This is a genomic window from Empedobacter sp. UBA7620, from assembly GCF_002484185.1.
Taxonomy (GTDB): Bacteria; Bacteroidota; Bacteroidia; order Flavobacteriales; family Weeksellaceae; genus Empedobacter; species Empedobacter falsenii_C.
In genome coordinates this window covers 38,992-58,871 of the sequence record NZ_DLJI01000034.1, presented here as the reverse complement: position 1 = coordinate 58,871, position 19,880 = coordinate 38,992, and the positions used below count along the sequence as shown (strand labels likewise).

The window sequence follows — 19,880 nt, the reverse complement described above, 5'->3', positions numbered from 1 at the left end:
ACTCTCCAATAACGCAGTCTATTGCGGTATTGCGAGTGCAAATATAGAACGCTTTTTCGAATTTGCAAATAAAACTTTTTAACAATTATTTTACGAAAACGTTTTCGTAAAATAAAATTCAATTCAAATAAAACAATAAAACAATGGTTAATAGCTATTTATTAGTATTCGTAAAATTTAAAATTTCTCACTAAAAATTTATTTTTTTTCTATATTTTAGTATTTTCGTAGGAATAGTTGCTTTTTTATGACAATAATTAGTTTTTGTAAAAAAAATGTACGAAATCGTTATAATTGATTACTTTTGCCAAGAATTAAGTAAAAAAACACAAATAAACATTTTCTAAAATGAACCACTCTTCTTATGATCAGCAACTCGCATCTTTCAATGAAATGAGCAAAAAGGTTGTAGAATTCATTAAAATTGTTTCAGATTTATGGTATAATCAATCTGTTGAATTGGTAATTTTCCGTAATCAATTAGTTGATAAAAACGTTAGTGACATCGTAAATCTACATCAATATGCTGAAGAATTTGTAGAAAAAAAGATTTCTATTGACGATACTTTAGCAATCGCTAAAGCTATTTCTGAAGCTAAATTACCAGCTTCGAGACTTGATGTTGGAAAATTAGCAAAAGAATATATTTCCGGAGATTATGCTTCGGCAGAAGCTTTTGTTGAAGAGAAATTAGGCGAAAGCAAAAATGTAAAAAGTGTTGAACCAAAAGACGTTGTTTTATACGGATTTGGTCGTATCGGACGTTTATTAGCTCGTGAGTTGGCTTCTCAAATGGGAAAAGGTCAACAATTGAGATTACGCGCTGTTGTAACACGTGATAAAAACGATCCTGTTTTATTAGAAAAAAGAGCCTCTTTGTTACGTCATGATTCTGTTCATGGTGATTTTGACGGAAACGTTGTAGCTGATCACGAAAATAATGCTTTAATCATCAATGGAGTTTCTGTTTACATGATTTCTGCAGCTCAGCCAGAAGATATTGATTACACTGCTTACGGAATTAATAATGCTTTAATTATTGATAACACAGGTGTTTTTAAAGATGAAGAAGCGTTATCTCGTCATTTAAAATCTGTTGGTGCTGATAAAGTTTTATTAACAGCGCCAGGAAAAGGTGTTCCGAATATTGTTTACGGTGTTAATCATGAAGAATATAGCCCAGAAAATGTAAATATTTTCTCAGCTGCTTCTTGTACAACAAATGCAATTACGCCTATTTTGAAAGTTGTTGAAGATAATTTAGGTGTTGTAAAAGGACATTTAGAAACTATTCATGCGTATACAAATGACCAAAATTTGGTTGATAATATGCACAAAAAATACCGTCGTGGACGTGCTGCTGCTTTGAATATGGTAATTACTGAAACTGGTGCTGGTAGCGCAGTTGCGAAGGCTTTACCAAGTTTAACAGGTAAATTAACTTCGAATGCAATTCGTGTTCCTGTTCCAAATGGTTCTTTGGTTGTCTTGAATTTAGAAGTTGGTAAAGACACATCTGTTGAAAATGTGAACAGCATCATGAAAGATGCTGCATTGAACGGAGAATTAGTTGAGCAAATTAAATATTCGTTGAACAACGAATTAGTCTCTTCGGATATCGTTGGAACTACTGCTCCATCTATCTTTGATAGTAATGCAACAATTGTTTCTGCAGATGGTAAAAATGTTGTGATGTACGTTTGGTACGATAACGAATATGGATATAGCCACCAAGTAATGCGTTTAGCGAAACACATTGCGGGTGTTAGAAGATATACATACTATTAATAGTATTTTTTCCCTTTATTTAAAATTAATCCACTAGCTTTTTAGTTAGTGGATTTTCTTTGTAATCTATTCGTTTAAAAATAGCTAAATAAATTAATTGTTTTATTTTTGTTAATATTATATTAATGTTGATTATAAAAATTAACACTATTTTTGAACAACTAAAAAAAACATTTTATTTATGAAAAAATTTTACTTTAGATCATCCTTGCTAACTTTATTGTTATCAGGATTTGCTTTTGGGCAAGTAACTTTACCTTCGGGAGGTAGTTATACAGAAAACTTTGATTTAATTGAAACTGATTTACCTAATGGTTGGACTGTTAATACAGGTACTTCAAATACTTCTAATGGGGTAAACGTAATATTTAATAAAGCAAAAATTGTTTGGAACAATACAAATGGTGCTTTCAAAAATTTCGCATCAGCGAATGGTTTAACAGCTAGTGCTTCAACAAATGTACAAAATGCAAGTACAGATAGAAGTTTAGGAGTTAGGCAAACAGGGTCATTTGGAACTACAAACGGAACTTCATTTGTTTTTCAGATAGCAAATACTGAAAATAAATCTAATTTTAAATTAAATTTTAAATTACAATCTTTAGATAGTTCATCTCCAAGAATAACGACTTGGAAAGTGGAATATAGTGTTGGAAATACATTAAACTTTGTTGCTTTACAAACTTTACCAGCTACATTAACAACAGGTGATTCAAAATTTACAAATCAATCGGTTGACGTTACATTACCTGCTGATATTGATAACCAATCTGGAAATGTTTGGATAAGAATAACAACTACTGGAGACGCTTCTGGTAAAAATAATAGAGCATCAACAGCTATTGATGATTTCAACTTAACGTGGGATGAAGCTTCTTCTAACTCTACAACATGGGACGGAACTGCATGGTCTAACGGAACACCAGATCTAACAAAAGAAGTTATTTTACATGCAACTCCAACAGAAAGTTTTTCTGCGAAGAAATTAACAGTTGAGAGAGATATGATTATTCCTGCAGGAATAACAATTACTGTAGAAAATGAAGTTGTTAATCAAAATGATGTAACATTTAGATTCAGACACGGTGCTTATTTGATTCAAAAGAATAATAGCGCAGTAAATGTTGGTCCTGCAATGTTTGATAGATCATCAACACCTATTTACCGTTTAGAAAATTTAATGTGGTCTTCGCCAGTTATTAATCAAAATATTTTCGAAATTTCTCCAAATACTTTAACAAATCGTTTTGCAAGATTTTTAGAATCAACAAATGATTGGACAGAGAATGTAACTGCTGCAGATAATTTTAAAGCAGGAGAATTAATTTCTTTTAGAGCTCCTAATAATTATAACAACTACGGAGAAGGCGATGCTCAGGTATTTGATAGTTCATTCAGAGGTCAATTATTTAATGGAGAAGTAACGATTCCTGTAACTAAAGCTTCTAAAGGAAATAATGCAGTAGGAAATCCTTACGCGTCACCACTTAGTTTAGATGCTTTAATTGCTGCTAATACATCAGTAGGAGTAAACTCTGTTTATGTTTGGACGCATTCTAAACCAATTGTAGATGGAGCATATCAAGGTTCTAACTGGGCTATTTACAATGGAACAGGATGGAATGATAATAGCGTAACTTCTCAAAATATTGATATTGCACAAGGATTTATAGTAAAAGTAGCAAACGCTGGTAATTTAGTGCTTAATAATGCGATGCGTACCTCAGCTAATGGTCCAGTTTATTACAAAGAACAAAAAGATAGATATTGGTTAAGTTTATCAAATAATCAAGGTAAAATAAATTCTTCTTTAATAGGGTATGTAAATGGATCGACAAATAAATTTGATCAAAATTTTGATGCTAAACCATTTGATAACAATAATGAAGGATTATATTCTGTTTTGAACAATGATTTATATGTAATTCAAGGACGTGGAGATTTCAATAACGAAGATTCTTTTGATTTAACTTTCAATGTTAAGAAAGCAGGAACTTATCAAATCAATTTAGAAAAGTTTGAAGGTGTTTTCGAAAATCAAAATATCTATTTGGTAGACAAAAAATTAGATAAAGTATTTAATTTAAACGAATTAAAATCTTATTCTTTTGATACAAAAGCAGGAGAAATTAATGATCGTTTCTCTATAAATTATCAAAATAAAACATTATCTACAAATGATTTGTCTAAAAAAGGATTGGTAGTTTATGCTCAAAATAAACAGATTACAATTTCATCTAAAGAATCAATTAAATCAATAAAATTAGTTGATATTTCAGGAAGACAATTACAAAATATTCAAAACATAAATACAAAAAATTATGTAATCAATTTGAATGTAAATCCTCAAGTTGTTGTAGTTGTTGTAGAGAATACAAATGGTACAATTGAATCTAGAAAAGTAATTTTAAAATAATTAATGTATGAAAAATATAAAAAAAATAACTTTATTATTTTGTTTGATGTCTACTGTGACTTTTGCAAATACTGAAGAAGGTGGAATTCGTTTTTTTGAAAGTAATAACACTACTCAAAAAGCTGATAATGCAGAGGATCCAAATGGTCCTAGTACAGATCCAGATCCAACTCCAATAAATGATTATTTTCCTTTATTGGTAATTGGAGCAGGTTTAGTTGCTTTACGTTACAGAAAACAGCTATTAAAAAACTAATTTCTAAATTATATAAAAAAGAAAGCTTCTCAAAATTGAGAAGCTTTTCTTTATTTTATCTGTTCCAAACTATTCGCAATTGCTTTATACAAGATTTCCCCCATTCTTTCACAATTTTCGTAAGATTGATCTTTATAAAACTTTGCAAAACCAGTTCGTAATTGTGCAATATTTTCTGGTTTAGAAATATGATCATTTTTCATGATTTTCATTAAATCACGAAAACGTTTCGAACTATTCGAAATTCTTTTCGAAATCAAGGATTTTACTTCTTTTCTATATTGATCGACAGAATTTGGTTTCAAACGATTATTCACCAAATCAACCATAATTTTATTTTCTTTAAAATACTGTGGTCGATAAATTTTTAAATTTCCTTCATAGCATTGTTGATCAAAATCAATTGGTCGAATTCTATAGATAACTTGATCAAAATCGTGAATTGGAATCACCACATAATTATACGATCGCATATCACCTAAAAGACCAATAAAACAGCGTTCATTGAACTTTACAAACTCTTTTGCAATCTGATTTTTTTCTAAATCATTACATTTATCCAAATAATTTTTGATAAAAACATCTCCTGGAATTCCTAAAATATGCTCTTCAATCAATGTATTTTTGTAGACCAAAAAATTGATTCGATGAGGCGATAAAATATCTTCTAATTCTAAACCATAAATACGCGAAGCATCTGCTTTTTTGATGTAAAAATTGGTATAATTATCATTCAAAATATTACGAACCCGAATACGAAAAGGTTTCGAATTTCCGAACGTACAATAATCAATAGAATCAACAACAAGATAAGGCAAAGACTCCTCATCTCCGTCTGAATGTAAGTAGGTGTAAATTCTGTTTAGACTATCTTGAATTTCCTGATGTTCCGAGTCGGTATAATAAACACCTAACCAATGCGTATCATTTCCTTCCTTATCTTCCAATGCTACACAACCCGAAAAACGCATCAAATCATCATATTCTACACTCGCTTTTGTTTTGCGATGATATTTCTCTAAATAATGATTTAATTCGTCACTCACAGGATAAATAGGCTTTCTAAACTCTATTTTTACATCTTTCATTTCATGCTTATTAGTCTATACGAAGATAGGTCTAAATTTATTTTTTAAAATTGTTTATTGGATTAATATTTGCTAAATTCAAACATAATCTAAATCTAAATAAAATGAATATTCAGGTCAGAAATTTGACTCTTGAAGATTATAGTGATTTGACTGAATCTACAAAAGAAGCCTATCACAATCAGCTTGGAACTTGGACTGTCGACGAAATTAAAGAATTATTAGCTATTTTTCCGCAAGGTCAACTTTGTGTTGAAGTGGATGGAAAAGTTGTTGCTTCGGCATTAAGTATTGTGGTTAATTCGAAAAAAACGAATATCGAATCGAATTATGATACGATAACATCTAATGGTAAATTTTTAAAACATGATCCAGAAGGTGATGTAATGTATGGAATTGAAGTTTTTGTTCATCCAAATTATCGTCAATTGCGCTTGGGAAGACGTTTATATGATGAACGTAAAGCGCTTTGTGAAGAAATGAATCTAAAATCAATTGTAGCTGGTGGACGAATTCCAAATTATCATAAATATTCGCAAGAATTATCTCCTAGACAATATATAGAAAAAGTAAAAAGTAAAGAAATTTATGATTCAACTTTAGCTTTTCAGATTTCGAATGATTTTAATGTAAAAAAAATCTTGAAAAATTATCTGAAAGATGATAAAGAATCTTTAGAATACGCCACTTTATTAGAATGGAATAACATCTATTACGAACCTGAATTGAAATCTAATTCACCAACAAAACGCACTATTCGTCTTGGTTTGGTGCAATGGCAAATGCGTTTATTTAATGGTTTACAAGATTTTTATGATCAAATTGAGTTTTTCGTAAGTGCGGTAAGCGATTATGGCTCTGATTTTATCATGTTTCCAGAATTTTTCAATTCGCCGTTGATGAGTCCATATAATCATTTGAAAGAGATTGAAGCGATGCATCAATTAGCAACGATGACGGACGATATTGTGAAGAAAATTCAAGAATTTGCAATTACATATAATGTCAATATTATATCAGGATCTATGCCGCATTTAAAGGAAGGAAAACTATATAATACGTCATTTTTATGTCATCGTTCGGGGAAATTAGATTCGTATAGTAAAATACACATTACGCCAAATGAGTTCAAATATTACGCATTGAATGGTGGTGACGAAATCAAAGTTTTTGATACCGATTGTGGCAAAGTAGGTTTACTAATTTGTTATGATGTCGAATTCCCTGAATTGAGTCGTATTTTAGCCGATCAAGGAATGGAAATTTTATTTGTTCCGTTTATGACTGATACACAAAATGGTTATACGCGAGTACGTAGTTGTGCGCAAGCTCGTGCGATAGAAAATGAGTGTTATGTGGCCATTGCGGGTTCAGTAGGGAATTTACCGCGTGTGAATAATATGGATATTCAATATTCGCAATCGGCAGTTTTCACACCTTCGGATTTCTCTTTTCCAAACAATGGAGTCAAAGCAGAAGCAACTCCGAATACAGAAATGGTACTGATTTCGGATGTTGATCTTTATCTTCTAAAGGAGTTGCATGAGTATGGAACTGTAAAAACGATGAAAGACAGACGCAAGGATTTGTATGAAGTAAAACTAATAAAATCATAAAACAAAACCTCCAATTTGGAGGTTTTGTTTTAGTTCTTATTCCCATTGGTTAGACTCGAATAAGAACATGCAATCTACCTTTTTTTAAAACATAGACCTTAGGTTCGGTTAAGTATCTGTACTAAAATTAGAAATATTTTTTATCTGGGACAAATATTTTTCAGAAAACTTAGAATTTTAACATATTTCAGTTTTGTTTTATAACTCTAATTCGAAGATTTGAATAAACTTTTCATTGAAATTATTTGAAACAAATTGATTAAAATAGATTTTTTTCCCATTATTAGAAAAATGCGGAATTCCTGTTAATTCATTATTGATTTTATGAACTTGATAGATTTGTTTAGATTTTTTTTTGATTAAATCATTTAGATATATTTTATCGTTAACAAAATAAATAGCATATTTTCCGTTTGATGAAAGATTGAATGGAGAGGTAATCGAATTTTCTAAAAAAGAATATTGAATAATTTCATTCGAAACTAAATTTACACCAAATAATTGCGTTTTATCAAATTCATCTTCCATCAAAAAATAGATGATTTTTCCGTCTGGTGAAGAACGTAACCAATGTCTAAAATTACTAATTCCATGTTGAGTAAAAGTGATTCGTTTCTGCGAAATACAACTTGGTACATCTGGCAAAGTAGTTAAAGTTCCTTTTAAATTATCGTTTTCATCAAACCTTATTTCATTTGGAATTTCAGCAATAAAAATTTCCGTTTTCAAATTCCCTTTTTCATCACGCACATGTCCCTGAAATGCGATATTGTTTGTTGAGTTAATCCAACATTCATCAAAAGCTTTTTCGACTTCATCACTTCCATTTTTAGGATTTGTCACTATTTTCGAAACGATAATCGAGAACATTTCACCAGAATTATTTTCTAATGTTTCATCCAACTCAACCTCAACTTTTTTTGGAAACATCACTCCAACCACTCGCTGATCTTTTATGGTAGAATTTTGTTTAGATTCTTGTTCCAAGACATAATCGTTGTAGGTAAAACTAATCCAATTCTTCTCTTTTTGCCACGAATGCGAATGTGTTCCTCCACGCAAAGCACCATTTGTAAAGGGAAAATTTATATTTCGGGCATCCATAAAAATAGGGTAATTTGGAAATTCTAAATCAATTGCGACACCTGTCCTTCTTGTTGCCGAATACGGGTTTGCTTGATTCGCATTTCGAATACCATGAATAAAAATAACTTTATTCTCAATTTGTGAAAAAGAGGCTGCACCTACTCCAGGACCAAATTCTGTTTGATTATTTGTTGTATAAATAATTTTGGATTCGTAAGTTCTCGTGTGAAGTAAACAGATAGAAGAAGTCTCTCCTATTTTTGTATCATCATTACGTGTATCAAAAACAAGATAATTGCCATCAACTGATTGAATTTGATTATGATGAAGCGTATGTCCAAAATCATCATAAGTTAACTGCTTTACCATATCGTATTGTTTAATAATATTTTATTTACTTAATAAACATTTAACAATCAACTAAAAACGTAATTATTTGATTACTAGAAATATTTTATCATTCTTTATAAAATTTTTTACAAAACTGTATTTTATTTTTTTTTCTAGATTAATTATAATTGAAAATATAATTTTTTCAATGTTTTTATTTTCCTTAGTATAAGTTTTGTTAAACCTTAAACAACAAAGGTAATATTTAATGAAGATTTTGGAAAATCTACAACCAGAATTGATTCGCAATATGTTCCACAATCTGGAAATGATAACAACAATTAAATAGTTTTACCGGTAGTGTTTAAGATGTGTTGGTAACTCGTAAAAAACACAAAAACAATATTTTAACTATTGTGGGTACGTCATATCCTCGTAGACTAAATTAGTAAAAAACTAATATAGCCTTATGATTATGAAAAAGACAAAAGAAATAGCAGCTTATTTAACTTATATTAAAAAATTACAAGTTCTAAAATATGTTAAAGAATATGGAAATAACACTATAGCTTATAAATTTTATGGTGTTAAAAAAAGTACATTTTACAAATGGAAAAAAGCATATGAAGAACATGGAGAAGAAGGTTTACTCAGAAAGAAACCAACTCCTCGTACTTTTCCTAACCAAATTAAGCAAGAGATTTTAAATAAAGTATTAGAACTTGGAAAAGAACATAAATTAGGGACTTGGCGAATTAAATGGTATTTAGAACGTTATCATGATATTTTGATATCGGAATCAAGTGTTTATCGTATTCTAAAGCGTAATAATGTCGCTAGATTAGACAGAAAGGTGACTAGAAGAGCCATGCATAGTATCAGGTATGAAAAAGAAACACCTGGTCATCAGGTACAGGTTGATTTTAAATTTCTAATTTTTCAAGATGCAAATGGCCATAAAATCAAGCGATTTCAATATACAGCAATTGATGATGCTACACGAATTAGAGCGCTTAAAATCTATGAAAAGCACAATCAATTAAGTTCAATTGATTTCATAAATTATGTTGTAGATAAATTTCCTTTCAGAATTAATACAATTCAAACAGATAACGGACATGAATTTCAATCAAAATTTCATTGGCATGTTCAAGATTTAGGAATGAGACACCGATTTATAAAAGTAGGAACGCCTCAGTTAAATGGGAAAGTTGAACGATCTCATTTAACTGACAAAAAAGAGTTTTATCAACTTTTAAGCTATACTGAAGATGTCGATCTAAATCAAAAATTAAAACAATGGGAAAATTTTTATAATTTCAATAGACCACATGGTTCATTTAAAGGTAAAACTCCTTATGAAATACTAAAATCAAAACTAAAATAATTATATTTAAAGTCTACGAAGTCATGAAGTACGACAGGGTCAACTACCAAGATCAAGGCAAGATCAAGGCAGGATAAAGGCAACATAGTGGCAATAGAATGTATGTAAACGATTTTTGATTTACGATGTGAAATGTATTAAAAACGAAGTAAATAAAGATACCTATCAACGATGGTATTCAATATATAACGATGAAATCGTTAATCTGAAAGTAGGTATAGAACGTTACAGCAACGATCAAAATATTGCTTTTAAAATATTAGAAAAGAATTTAAATAAACTGACTGACATGAAGTTTATTTTCGAACAAGCAGATATTTTGCAAAAAAGAGAATTTGTTAATATAGTGTTCGACAGTAATTTATACTACGAAAATGGTTTTTATCGAACACCTACAATGATGGATTTATTTTCTGTTAACTAGTTGAAAATGAAGGAAGAAAGCTTACTTATTTATACAAAAAAAGAGATTCTAAATAATAGAATCCCTTTCAGCGGAGAGTGAGGGATTATTTCATATTCCCTAGAAAAGAAAGTAATTCTAAGAAAACTCTAGATACTTCGCATCTATTATTTTTTGTTTTCCTTTCAGTTTTATGAAAATGAAAGGAAAACAACTTCAGAAAAACAAAAAACCCAACAGATTACTCTATTGGGTTTTCTTAGCGGAGAGTGAGGGATTCGAACCCCCGGAGGTGTGACCCTCAACAGTTTTCAAGACTGCCGCATTCGACCACTCTGCCAACTCTCCAATAACGCAGTCTACTGCGGTATTGCGAGTGCAAATATAGAACGCTTTTTCGAATTTGCAAACCTTAATTTAAAGTTTTTTTAATACAAAAACTTAGTTTATTCAGTATCAAATAAATATTTTTTAAAAAAATTATACAATAATTACCAAAGCTATCTGAATAAGGAAACCAAGCGTGAAAAACAAGGCTGCAAACTTCAATAAAGTAAAGCGAAATGTTTCGTTTATGATTAATTTATTGACCAATGGTTTCGAGATTTTTTCGTCCAAAAGCTTTTCTACTTTTTTATAGAAAATCAATAATAAAATTATAATCACCATAACAACTGTAAATATCAAAATAGAACTCATCGAATGATAAAACATCATTCCCATCGCCATTCCTAATACAGCTAGTATCAATTGTGGTAATTGATTAATTGCTTTTCGAATCATTTCTTCAGTCTTTTTTAACCAATCAGCTCCAAGAATTTCTGGCGCAGCCATCCAAAATGCTACAAATTGTAATATCAAACCAAGTAAAGTAAAAATTTTTATCATTCTCAAAAATTCAATTATAGTTAAAGATAAAAAAAACCGTTTAAAATAAATTAAACGGTTTTCATATTATTCTTTTCAAAAAAGATTATTCTTCCTCTTCTTCCTCTTCTTCCTCTTCTTTCATCGTATGATAAACGTTATTTACGTCCTCATCTTCGTCAAATTTCTCTAACAATTTTTCGATGTCAGCTTTTTGTTCTTCTGTTAATTCTTTTGTCGTTTGTGGAATTCTTTCAAATTCTGACGAAATAATTTCGTATCCACCTTCTTCCAAAGATTTGAAGATTGTTCCGTAATTCTCGAAAGGTGCAATTAATACAATTCCATCTTCATCCTCAAAAATCTCCTCTACTCCAAAGTCAATCATTTCAAATTCTAATTCCTCTAAATCTAGATTTTCAGGTTTTTGAATCTTGAAATTACAGATATGATCAAACATAAATTCAACAGAACCTTGCGTTCCTAATTGTCCATTACATTTACTGAAATAAGAACGAACGTTAGCTACTGTACGATTGTTGTTATTTGTAGAAGTTTCAACTAAAACGGCAATTCCGTGAGGTCCATAACCTTCAAAAATAACTTCCTTATAGTTTTCTGTATTTTTATCAGATGCTTTTTTGATTGCGCGTTCGATGTTATCTTTTGGCATGTTAACAGCCTTCGCATTCTGAATCACCGCACGAAGATGAGAATTTGAATGCGGATCAGGTCCTCCTGCTTTTACTGCCATTACGATATCCTTCCCAATTTTAGTAAACGCTTTAGACATTGCCGCCCAACGTTTTAATTTACGTCCTTTTCTAAATTCAAATGCTCTTCCCATTTATACTTGTTTTTATAGCTGCAAATTTATTCATAAAACGAAAAAAATCCAAGAACTATGTCTTGGATTTTTAAGATGTTAATATTTTAGAATGATTATTTCAATCCGTGATATTTTAACATAGGCTCAATTGAAGGGTTTTTACCTCTAAAATTTTTGTAAATCACATTCAAATCGTCCGAATTTCCTTGAGAAAATACTTTATCTCTCAAAATTTGACCATTTTTACGTGACATTCCTCCATTTTCTATTGTCCATTGGTATGCATCATGATCTAACATTTCTGCCCAGATATACGCAAAATATCCAGCTGCATATCCTCCGCCAAAAATATGGCTAAAGTAAGAAGAACGGTAACGAGGCGGAACTTGTGGTAAATTTGTTTTATTATCAATTAAGGCTTGTTTCTCAAAATCATCTACACTTGTTATTGTTTTATCGACAGAAACAGTGTGCCAAGACAAATCTAAAGCCGCAGCAGAAAGTAATTCTGTTAACGTATAACCTTTATTAAAATTAGATGCTTTTTTCATTTTTTCTACCAACGCATCAGGAATAGCAGCTCCTGTTTGGTAATGCTTCGCATAATTTTTTAGGATAGATGGTTCCGTTACATAATGCTCGTGAAATTGCGATGGAAACTCAACAAAATCTCTCGAAACATTTGTTCCAGATAAAGTTGGATATTTTTGATTTGCAAAGAAACCGTGCAACGCATGTCCAAATTCATGGAAAGTCGTCACTACATCATCATACGAAATCAACGCAGGTTGACCATTTGCAGGTTTTGTGTAGTTTCCGACATTATAAATAACAGGTTTTGTTCCAAATAAGTGCGATTGCTCTACAAGATTACTCATCCAAGCACCTCCTTGTTTAGAATCTCTTTTGAAATAATCGGTATAAAATAATCCCAATTGAGAACCATCTTCATTAAACAATTCGTACACTTTTACATCTTCGTGCCAAGTAGGAATATCTGTGCGCTTTTTGAATGAAATTCCGTACAATTCTTTCGCCATAAAGAAAATTCCATTCTCTACAACTGAATCCAAAACGAAATAAGGTTTCATTTCATTTTCGTCAATATCATATTTCTCTTTACGTACTTTCTCCGCATAATAATTCCAATCCGCAGCTGTTAATGTATTTGCAGGATTTTCTTTCTTCGCTAACGCTTCAAATTCTTTTGCATCTTTTTGTGCCATTGCAGTTGCCGCTGGAATCATTTGATTCAAAATTCCTTTTGCTGCTGTAGGATTTTGCGCCATTTGATCTTGCAAATTCCATTCTGCATAATTCGAAAAACCTAATAATTTAGCTTTCTCCGCACGTTTTTTAACCAAAGTTAAAATTGTAGCACGTGTATCGTTTTCGTCTTTTTTCTCTGTTCTAATCCAAGCTGCATCAAATAATTTTTTTCTTGAAGCTGCATTAATCATATTTTGCAATTCAGGTTGTTGCGTTGTATTCAATAAACTGATTAAATATGTTCCATCAGCTTGTTTGAAAGCTTCTAAATCAGCATCACTCAAACCAGCTAATTCTTCTTTCGAAAAAGTAACGCCACCAGATTTTGTTCCTTTTAATAATTGATTTGAGAATTTAGTTTCTAAAGAAGCAATTTCTCCATTCAATTTTTTCAATTCATCTTTTTGTGCAGCAGATAAATTTGCTCCAGCCAATTCAAATCGTTGATAATACACATCTAACAAACGAGATGATTCTTTATCTAAATTCAATGATTTTTTATTGTCATGTAAAGTTTTTACACGTTGAAATAATTTATCATTCAAATAAATTGCATCGCTATGAGCGGCAAATTTAGGAGACATCTCCTCCTCTACTGCTTGCAATGTTTCGTTTGTATTTGCACCTGTCAATAATCCAAAAACATGATTAACTCGTGTTAATAATTGACCAGATTTTTCCATCTCAACTAATGTATTTTCAAAAGTTGGTGCTTCAGAATTATTAGCAATTTTATTGATTTCGACTAATTGTTCAGCCATTCCTTGCACCAAAGCAGGTTTGAAATCTTCGTTTTTAATTTTCGAAAAATCAGCAGTTTGGTAAGGCAAAGTGCTCACTTCAAAAAAAGGATTTTTATCGTTCCACATACTATTTGTTGACTTTTCGCTACAAGAAGTGGCTAGGATTGACGATCCTACCATCATTCCGTAAAAAAGTTTTTTATTAAACATTTTTATTATTTTTAGACCTAACGAAGTTAAACTTATAATGTGAAATTTCAAAAACATTCTGTTTTTCATTCAAACGATGGAAAATATTTAAGCTAAATCTTAAAAGTTAAATAATTAATAAACCTTACCGAAAAGATTGAATTTTCTTCGACGAAAATAATTATCTTTGAAAAAGAGTGAGGAAAAATTTCACTCTTTTTTATTACCCTAAAAATCAATCCATTTTGTATTTAGATTTAGAAGAATTAAAATATTTATTAGCCGAAAGTGTTGAAGAATTGCCTAGTTGGGAATCACACCAAAAGCTTTCACCTCCATATCGTCAAAAATTTGATTTAGAATATGTAAAACGTACCAATCCAAGAAGTGCGTCTGTCATGATTTTATTGTATCAAAACGAAGATGGCGAAATTGAATTTCCAGTAACCATGCGTGTTTCGTACGAAGGAGCGCATTCGCATCAGTTTTCTTTACCAGGTGGACAATTTGAAGAACAAGATATTAGTTTTGATGAAACTGCTATTCGTGAAACAGTGGAAGAACTTGGTGTAGATTACGAAAACATTGAGATTGTAAGACAATTGAGCGAAATGTATATTCCGCCAAGCAATTTCTTGGTTTATCCTTATATCGGAATTTATCATGGAGAGCCACATTTCAATCCAGATGAGCGTGAAGTACAATATGTTGTTCCATTAAATTTGGAAGCTTTTTTGAATGCTGATTACGAAGTTTTTGAGAGAGAATTTTCTGGTCAAGTTGTCGAAATTCCTGGTTATAACATTGGTGACGATGAATTTCTTTGGGGCGCAACGGCAATGATTTTAGAAGAATTTAAAGATTATCTAAAAATCGTATTAAATTTGTAACTTAAACAATTAAGAACTCGTGTCTCAAAAAGCAAAGAAAAAGAACGCATTTCGCGATTCATTTGGACATCTATATTTCCTAAAAAGGACGTTAATTTTCTTATTAGGATCATTTACCTATAACCGTTATAATGGTTTTAATAAACTAAAAGTTAGTGGTACAAAAAACTTGGTTCATTTGCCAGCTCAAAATGTATTATTCGTTTCGAATCATCAAACTTATTTTGCTGATGTTTTTGCGATGTATCATGTATTTTGTAGTGTAAAAAATGGTTTTATTGATACTATTAAAAATCCAATTTATTTACTTAATCCTAAGATTGATTTTTATTACGTTGCCGCAGAGGAAACGATGAAAGATAATCTTTTGACGAAATTATTTGCCTACACAGGAGCGGTAACCGTAAAAAGAACGTGGCGTGCAAAAGGAGAAAATGTAAATAGAAAAGTAGATTTAAGCGAAATTAACAATATCGATATTGCGTTGCAAAGTGGTTGGGTCGTAACGTTTCCGCAAGGGACCACAACTGCATTTGCGCCTGGTCGTCGTGGAACTGCGCATTTAATCAAGAAGAATAAACCAATTGTAATTCCAGTTGTGATTGATGGTTTTCGTAGAGCTTTTGATAAAAAAGGTTTGCGCATCAAAAAACGTGGAATTAATGCGACAATGACATTCAAAGAGCCTTTGGAAATCGATTATGAAAATGATTCGAGCGATGCAATCATGAAAAAAATTATGAATGCAATTGAGCAAGCGCCAGAGTTTAATAAGGTTCGACCAATGGACGAAATTCTTGCTGAAAATAGTGAAAAATCATTGGATGATTATTTGAACGAAGATGACGAAGAGTTTGATGATTTCGAAGAAATGGGCTACGACGAAGAAAATAAAAAAGACTAAAAGAATACAACATACAAAATGAAAAAAGTTCATTTTATTGCAATTGGTGGAAGTGCAATGCACAATTTGGCGATTGCTTTGCACGAAAAAGGTTATCAAGTAACGGGGTCTGATGACGCAATTTTCGAACCTTCGAAAACACGTTTGGATCAACGTGGTATTTTACCAGAAGAAATGGGTTGGTTTCCAGAAAAAATTACAACAGATTTAGATGCTGTGATTTTAGGTATGCACGCTCACGCTGATAATCCTGAAATGTTACGTGCGCAAGAATTAGGTTTAAAAATCTATTCATATCCAGAATATTTGTACGAACAATCGAAAGATAAAACGCGTGTTGTGATTGGTGGTTCACATGGAAAAACGACGATTACATCAATGATTCTTCACGTTTTGCATTATCATAATATCGATGTAGATTATATGGTTGGTGCGCAATTAGATGGTTTTGATGTGATGGTAAAATTGACAGAAGACAACGAATTTATGATTATGGAAGGAGATGAATATTTATCTTCTGCCTTAGATCGTCGTTCAAAATTCTTGTTGTATCAACCAAATATTGCGTTGATTTCTGGTATTGCTTGGGATCATATCAATGTTTTTCCAACGTTTGCAGATTATACTTCTCAATTCTCAAAATTCGTAGAATCTATCGTGAATGGAGGTGCTTTAATTTACAATGAAACAGATGAAGAAGTTGTAAAAGTTGTAGAAGAAACTGAGAAAGCAATCAAGAAATTTCCTTATCATTTACCAGAACATTTTATCGAAAATGGAATCACTTTTATCGAAACAGAAGATGGTCCAATTCCATTAGAAGTCTTTGGTAATCATAATTTGATGAATTTAGAAGGCGCTCGTGCAATTTGTAAACAATTAGGTGTAATGGATGATGACTTCAACGAAGCAATTCAATCATTTAAGGGAGCATCTAAACGTTTGGAATTAATTAATCGTACTTCTGATTTTGTTGCGTATAAAGATTTTGCTCATGCGCCAAGTAAAGTAACTTCGGTAACCAATGCTGTAAAAGAACAATATACAGATAAAACAGTTGTGGGATGTTTAGAAATCCATACCTATTCGTCTTTGAATCCTGAGTTTTTGGTTCAATACAAAAGCGCTTTAGATAAAGCTGATATCAAAATTGTAATGTATAGCCCAGAAGCGTTAGAAATAAAACGTATGGAAATGATTTCTCCAGAAGATATCAAAAAAGCGTTTGGAGACGATTCGATTTTGGTGTTTACGAATGGTGAACAATTGCAAGATTATATCGAAAGTTTAGATAAAAAAGATAAAGTATTTTTGATGATGAGTTCAGGAAACTTCGGTGGAGTAAACTTGAATGAATTATTTAAAGCATAAAAAAATCACCTTTCAAAAAAAGGTGATTTCCACTTAAATATCTATAAAATATAGAAAAAGAGAACTTAATTTTTTAGGTTCTCTTTTTATTTTTTGTCAAATGGTCAAAATAATCATTTTGGGTTTTTGGATTACTTCTTTTCAAATATCAGTAAACTTAGAACTATTTTAAACTTTTTCGGAACTATTAATTTTAAAAACATTATTTTAGAAAAAACAGAGGTGATATAAACTTTTAGTAATACTCTACTCACTTTTGTTAGCTTTCGCCATCAAAAAAACACCTCTGTTTTTACTATAAAATTATAGTGACCCTTTTGATAGTAACAAAGATGATAAAAATCGAGATTAAAAAAAGTTTGAAAAGTAGCCTAAAGATGTCCAAAACGGAAGTTATTGTAAACTTTTTCTAAATTGAGTTGGACTAATTTTTAGATGTTTTTTAAAAAAATTTCCGAATGAATATTGGTCAGAAAAGTTTAACTCATTCGAAATTTCAGAGATTGTTTTAGTTGTTTCACTCAACAATACTTTCGATTCGCGAATCACAACAGAACTGATTAATTCTTTTGTCGTTCTACCCGTTATTGATTTACAACATTCAGTTAAATATCTAACTGTAATATTCAGTTTATCTGCATAATATTTTGCATCTCTATTTTCTGTATAACCCTTATTTAAGTCATTCAAAAAACGTTTTACAATATCATCTTTTCGCGTTCCTTTTCTTACAATAATTGTTTGTTGTTTCGAAAGTTCGCTAAACGTTGTGTAAACAATCGCATAAAATAAATTGAATTGTAAATAACGCACGAATTTGGTCGATTTCTCTTGCAAACGCAACTTTAACTGCAATAAAAGCTCTATTAAAGCAGAAAATTCTATTTCATTGAAATGATAATTATTAACTCTGCTTTCGCCAAAAAATTGGTTGTATTCATAACCACTCAAATCGATAATCGACGTATCTAAAATCTTTTTGGTTAAGACTAAACTCAATAATTCTAAATCAGATGATTTTGAAATTATTTGATAAGATTTATTAGGTTCTGGGAAGAAAACATCGTGTTGTTTAAGTTTAATTTCTTGGTCATTTTGAGAAATAATTAAATAACCATGCTGAATAAAAATCGTTTGAATCAAATCTTTTTTCAAACGTTTATTCTCGACAGTTTGCTGAATAAATTCCTCTTGATCAAAAACATTAAAATTCTCCATAAATCAACACAATAGTTTTAGTTAATTTGACACAAATTTTAATCCAATAATTGAGCAGATTAAAGTCGTTAAGAAAAAAACGCGCCAAAAACTTGCCGGTTCTTTAAAAATAAAAATTCCGACCAAAACTGTTCCGACCGCTCCAATTCCCGTCCAAACTGCATAAGCCGTTCCGATTGGTAATGTTTGCGTTGCTTTTACCAACAAAACCATGCTCACCGTTAAGAAAAATAAGAAGCCGCCATACCATAAATAGGTGTCATTTCCGGTTGCTTCTTTTGCTTTTCCAAGACATGATGCGAAACCGACTTCACACAAACCTGCGATTAGTAAAATTATCCAATTCATTTTTTACTGATTTATTTATAAAAATTAAGACTACAAAAATGTAGCCTTAAAATTAATTATTTATTTTTTGAATTATTTACCGAAACTATCGCTAAATTCTACTTGACCTTTGATGTGTACTTCGCTCCATGTTTTAGAAACGCCATCCGCACCTTTGTGTAATTCGAAACAAGCCTGATTAAGAGCTTCCATCGCTTTTCCTGCGTTAAAATCCATCAAATCAACATCTGTTTCAATTGAAAAAACATTGTTCTCAAACGTCGATTTTACTTCGTATTCTTTAGAAGCATTATTCAACGTTAAATTCAAGAAAGTTTTACCATCTCTGAAATGTAATTGACCTTTGATTTCGCTTGTATTGATCATGTTTCCGAACAAAATATCTTTCAATTTTTGATCACGATCAATTTGATCAGAATTTAATGTAGCAACTGTTGCAATAATATTTGCACCTTCTAAAACTTCTTGAGGCGTTTTTCCATCTTCTTTTGCATCTTTCACCAAAACAACATCAAAACGTCCTGAAACAGCTACTTTTTCTGTCGTTTTATAAGCCGTCCACTCAACTCCAGATTTTCTAATCACACCTTCTACAATTTCAGTTGGTTCTTCCACTGTAACAGCAGTTTTAGCAGGTTGTTCTACTGGTTTTTCTTCTGTTTTATTCGTACAATTCATCAACATTACTGATGCACAGCATATAATCGCTATAGATAATTTTTTCATTTCAAACTTTTATGTTACAAAAGTACAACAAGCCAAGACTAATTCACAATTGATTTTTAACATATTCTGAAAAAAGTCTACTTTTGTAACATGATAAAAAATCTTCTAAATACGTGTTTGATTATCATTTGTTTGCCATTTATCTTAATTTATGAG

Annotated in this window: 17 protein-coding genes and 1 tRNA gene; 9 read left to right on the top strand and 9 right to left on the bottom strand. The window is 30.9% G+C overall.

The window, feature by feature from the left end; genetic code table 11:
• Positions 1–348: 348 nt before the first annotated feature.
• The 3 genes from B2217_RS08360 (at position 349) to B2217_RS08350 (ending at position 4,460) form a co-directional block, all read left to right on the top strand.
• Complete coding sequence (locus B2217_RS08360) at positions 349–1,788, top strand: glyceraldehyde-3-phosphate dehydrogenase (protein ID WP_291122301.1); 1,440 nt, start codon at positions 349–351, stop codon at positions 1,786–1,788.
• Between the two features lie 181 nt (positions 1,789–1,969).
• Positions 1,970–4,204, top strand: a complete 2,235-nt coding sequence (locus B2217_RS08355; RefSeq protein ID WP_291122299.1) for a hypothetical protein — start codon at positions 1,970–1,972, stop codon at positions 4,202–4,204.
• Positions 4,205–4,211: 7 nt separating this feature from the next.
• Positions 4,212–4,460 carry a hypothetical protein gene (locus B2217_RS08350; protein ID WP_291122297.1) on the top strand — a complete coding sequence of 83 codons (249 nt, stop codon included), beginning with the start codon at positions 4,212–4,214 and terminating at the stop codon, positions 4,458–4,460.
• Between the two features lie 50 nt (positions 4,461–4,510).
• On the opposite strand, the gene B2217_RS08345 is transcribed toward B2217_RS08350, so the two are convergent.
• Positions 4,511–5,548, bottom strand: coding sequence for a hypothetical protein (locus B2217_RS08345; protein WP_291122295.1), 1,038 nt, complete (start codon positions 5,546–5,548; stop codon positions 4,511–4,513).
• A gap of 104 nt (positions 5,549–5,652) precedes the next feature.
• Here B2217_RS08345 and B2217_RS08340 point away from each other — a divergent pair, with 104 nt between their 5' ends.
• Positions 5,653–7,164: a carbon-nitrogen hydrolase family protein gene (locus B2217_RS08340; RefSeq protein ID WP_280049997.1), complete on the top strand. Its 1,512-nt coding sequence runs from the start codon at positions 5,653–5,655 to the stop codon at positions 7,162–7,164.
• A gap of 198 nt (positions 7,165–7,362) precedes the next feature.
• Here the strand turns inward: B2217_RS08340 and B2217_RS08335 are convergent, their stop codons facing one another.
• Positions 7,363–8,619, bottom strand: coding sequence for a DUF3748 domain-containing protein (locus tag B2217_RS08335; protein ID WP_291122293.1), 1,257 nt, complete (start codon positions 8,617–8,619; stop codon positions 7,363–7,365).
• A gap of 436 nt (positions 8,620–9,055) precedes the next feature.
• Between B2217_RS08335 and B2217_RS08330 the strand changes: the two genes are divergently transcribed.
• A complete protein-coding gene (locus tag B2217_RS08330) occupies positions 9,056–9,967 on the top strand; it encodes an IS481 family transposase (RefSeq protein ID WP_291122291.1) in 912 nt (303 codons plus the stop codon).
• Positions 9,968–10,094: 127 nt separating this feature from the next.
• Entirely contained in the window at positions 10,095–10,391 is a 297-nt protein-coding gene (locus B2217_RS08325) for a hypothetical protein (RefSeq protein ID WP_291122289.1), read from the top strand.
• A 242-nt stretch (positions 10,392–10,633) separates the two neighbouring features.
• Here B2217_RS08325 and B2217_RS08320 read toward each other — a convergent pair.
• From B2217_RS08320 to B2217_RS08305, 4 genes are all read right to left on the bottom strand, one after another.
• A tRNA-Ser gene (locus tag B2217_RS08320) sits at positions 10,634–10,718 on the bottom strand.
• Positions 10,719–10,850: 132 nt separating this feature from the next.
• Positions 10,851–11,258 carry a hypothetical protein gene (locus B2217_RS08315; RefSeq protein ID WP_180904919.1) on the bottom strand — a complete coding sequence of 136 codons (408 nt, stop codon included), beginning with the start codon at positions 11,256–11,258 and terminating at the stop codon, positions 10,851–10,853.
• Positions 11,259–11,343: 85 nt separating this feature from the next.
• Entirely contained in the window at positions 11,344–12,084 is a 741-nt protein-coding gene (locus B2217_RS08310; RefSeq protein ID WP_291122286.1) for a YebC/PmpR family DNA-binding transcriptional regulator, read from the bottom strand.
• Between the two features lie 95 nt (positions 12,085–12,179).
• Complete coding sequence (locus tag B2217_RS08305) at positions 12,180–14,288, bottom strand: M3 family metallopeptidase (RefSeq protein ID WP_180904921.1); 2,109 nt, start codon at positions 14,286–14,288, stop codon at positions 12,180–12,182.
• A gap of 224 nt (positions 14,289–14,512) precedes the next feature.
• On the opposite strand from B2217_RS08305, the gene B2217_RS08300 reads away from it, so the two are divergent.
• Genes B2217_RS08300 through B2217_RS08290 form a run of 3 tightly spaced genes read left to right on the top strand, consistent with a single transcriptional unit; the run spans position 14,513 to position 17,432 of the window.
• Complete coding sequence (locus tag B2217_RS08300) at positions 14,513–15,157, top strand: NUDIX hydrolase (RefSeq protein WP_180904922.1); 645 nt, start codon at positions 14,513–14,515, stop codon at positions 15,155–15,157.
• 19 nt (positions 15,158–15,176) lie between these two features.
• Positions 15,177–16,061 carry a lysophospholipid acyltransferase family protein gene (locus B2217_RS08295; protein ID WP_038334575.1) on the top strand — a complete coding sequence of 295 codons (885 nt, stop codon included), beginning with the start codon at positions 15,177–15,179 and terminating at the stop codon, positions 16,059–16,061.
• Between the two features lie 18 nt (positions 16,062–16,079).
• Complete coding sequence (locus B2217_RS08290) at positions 16,080–17,432, top strand: UDP-N-acetylmuramate--L-alanine ligase (protein ID WP_180904923.1); 1,353 nt, start codon at positions 16,080–16,082, stop codon at positions 17,430–17,432.
• Positions 17,433–17,825: 393 nt separating this feature from the next.
• Here the strand turns inward: B2217_RS08290 and B2217_RS08285 are convergent, their stop codons facing one another.
• The 3 genes from B2217_RS08285 to B2217_RS08275 all read right to left on the bottom strand — a co-directional run bounded on the left by B2217_RS08285 (position 17,826) and on the right by B2217_RS08275 (position 19,724).
• Positions 17,826–18,650, bottom strand: a complete 825-nt coding sequence (locus tag B2217_RS08285; protein WP_180904924.1) for a helix-turn-helix domain-containing protein — start codon at positions 18,648–18,650, stop codon at positions 17,826–17,828.
• A 21-nt stretch (positions 18,651–18,671) separates the two neighbouring features.
• A complete protein-coding gene (locus tag B2217_RS08280; protein ID WP_180904925.1) occupies positions 18,672–18,998 on the bottom strand; it encodes a DMT family transporter in 327 nt (108 codons plus the stop codon).
• Between the two features lie 72 nt (positions 18,999–19,070).
• Positions 19,071–19,724, bottom strand: coding sequence for a YceI family protein (locus B2217_RS08275; protein ID WP_180904926.1), 654 nt, complete (start codon positions 19,722–19,724; stop codon positions 19,071–19,073).
• Positions 19,725–19,880: the final 156 nt, after the last annotated feature.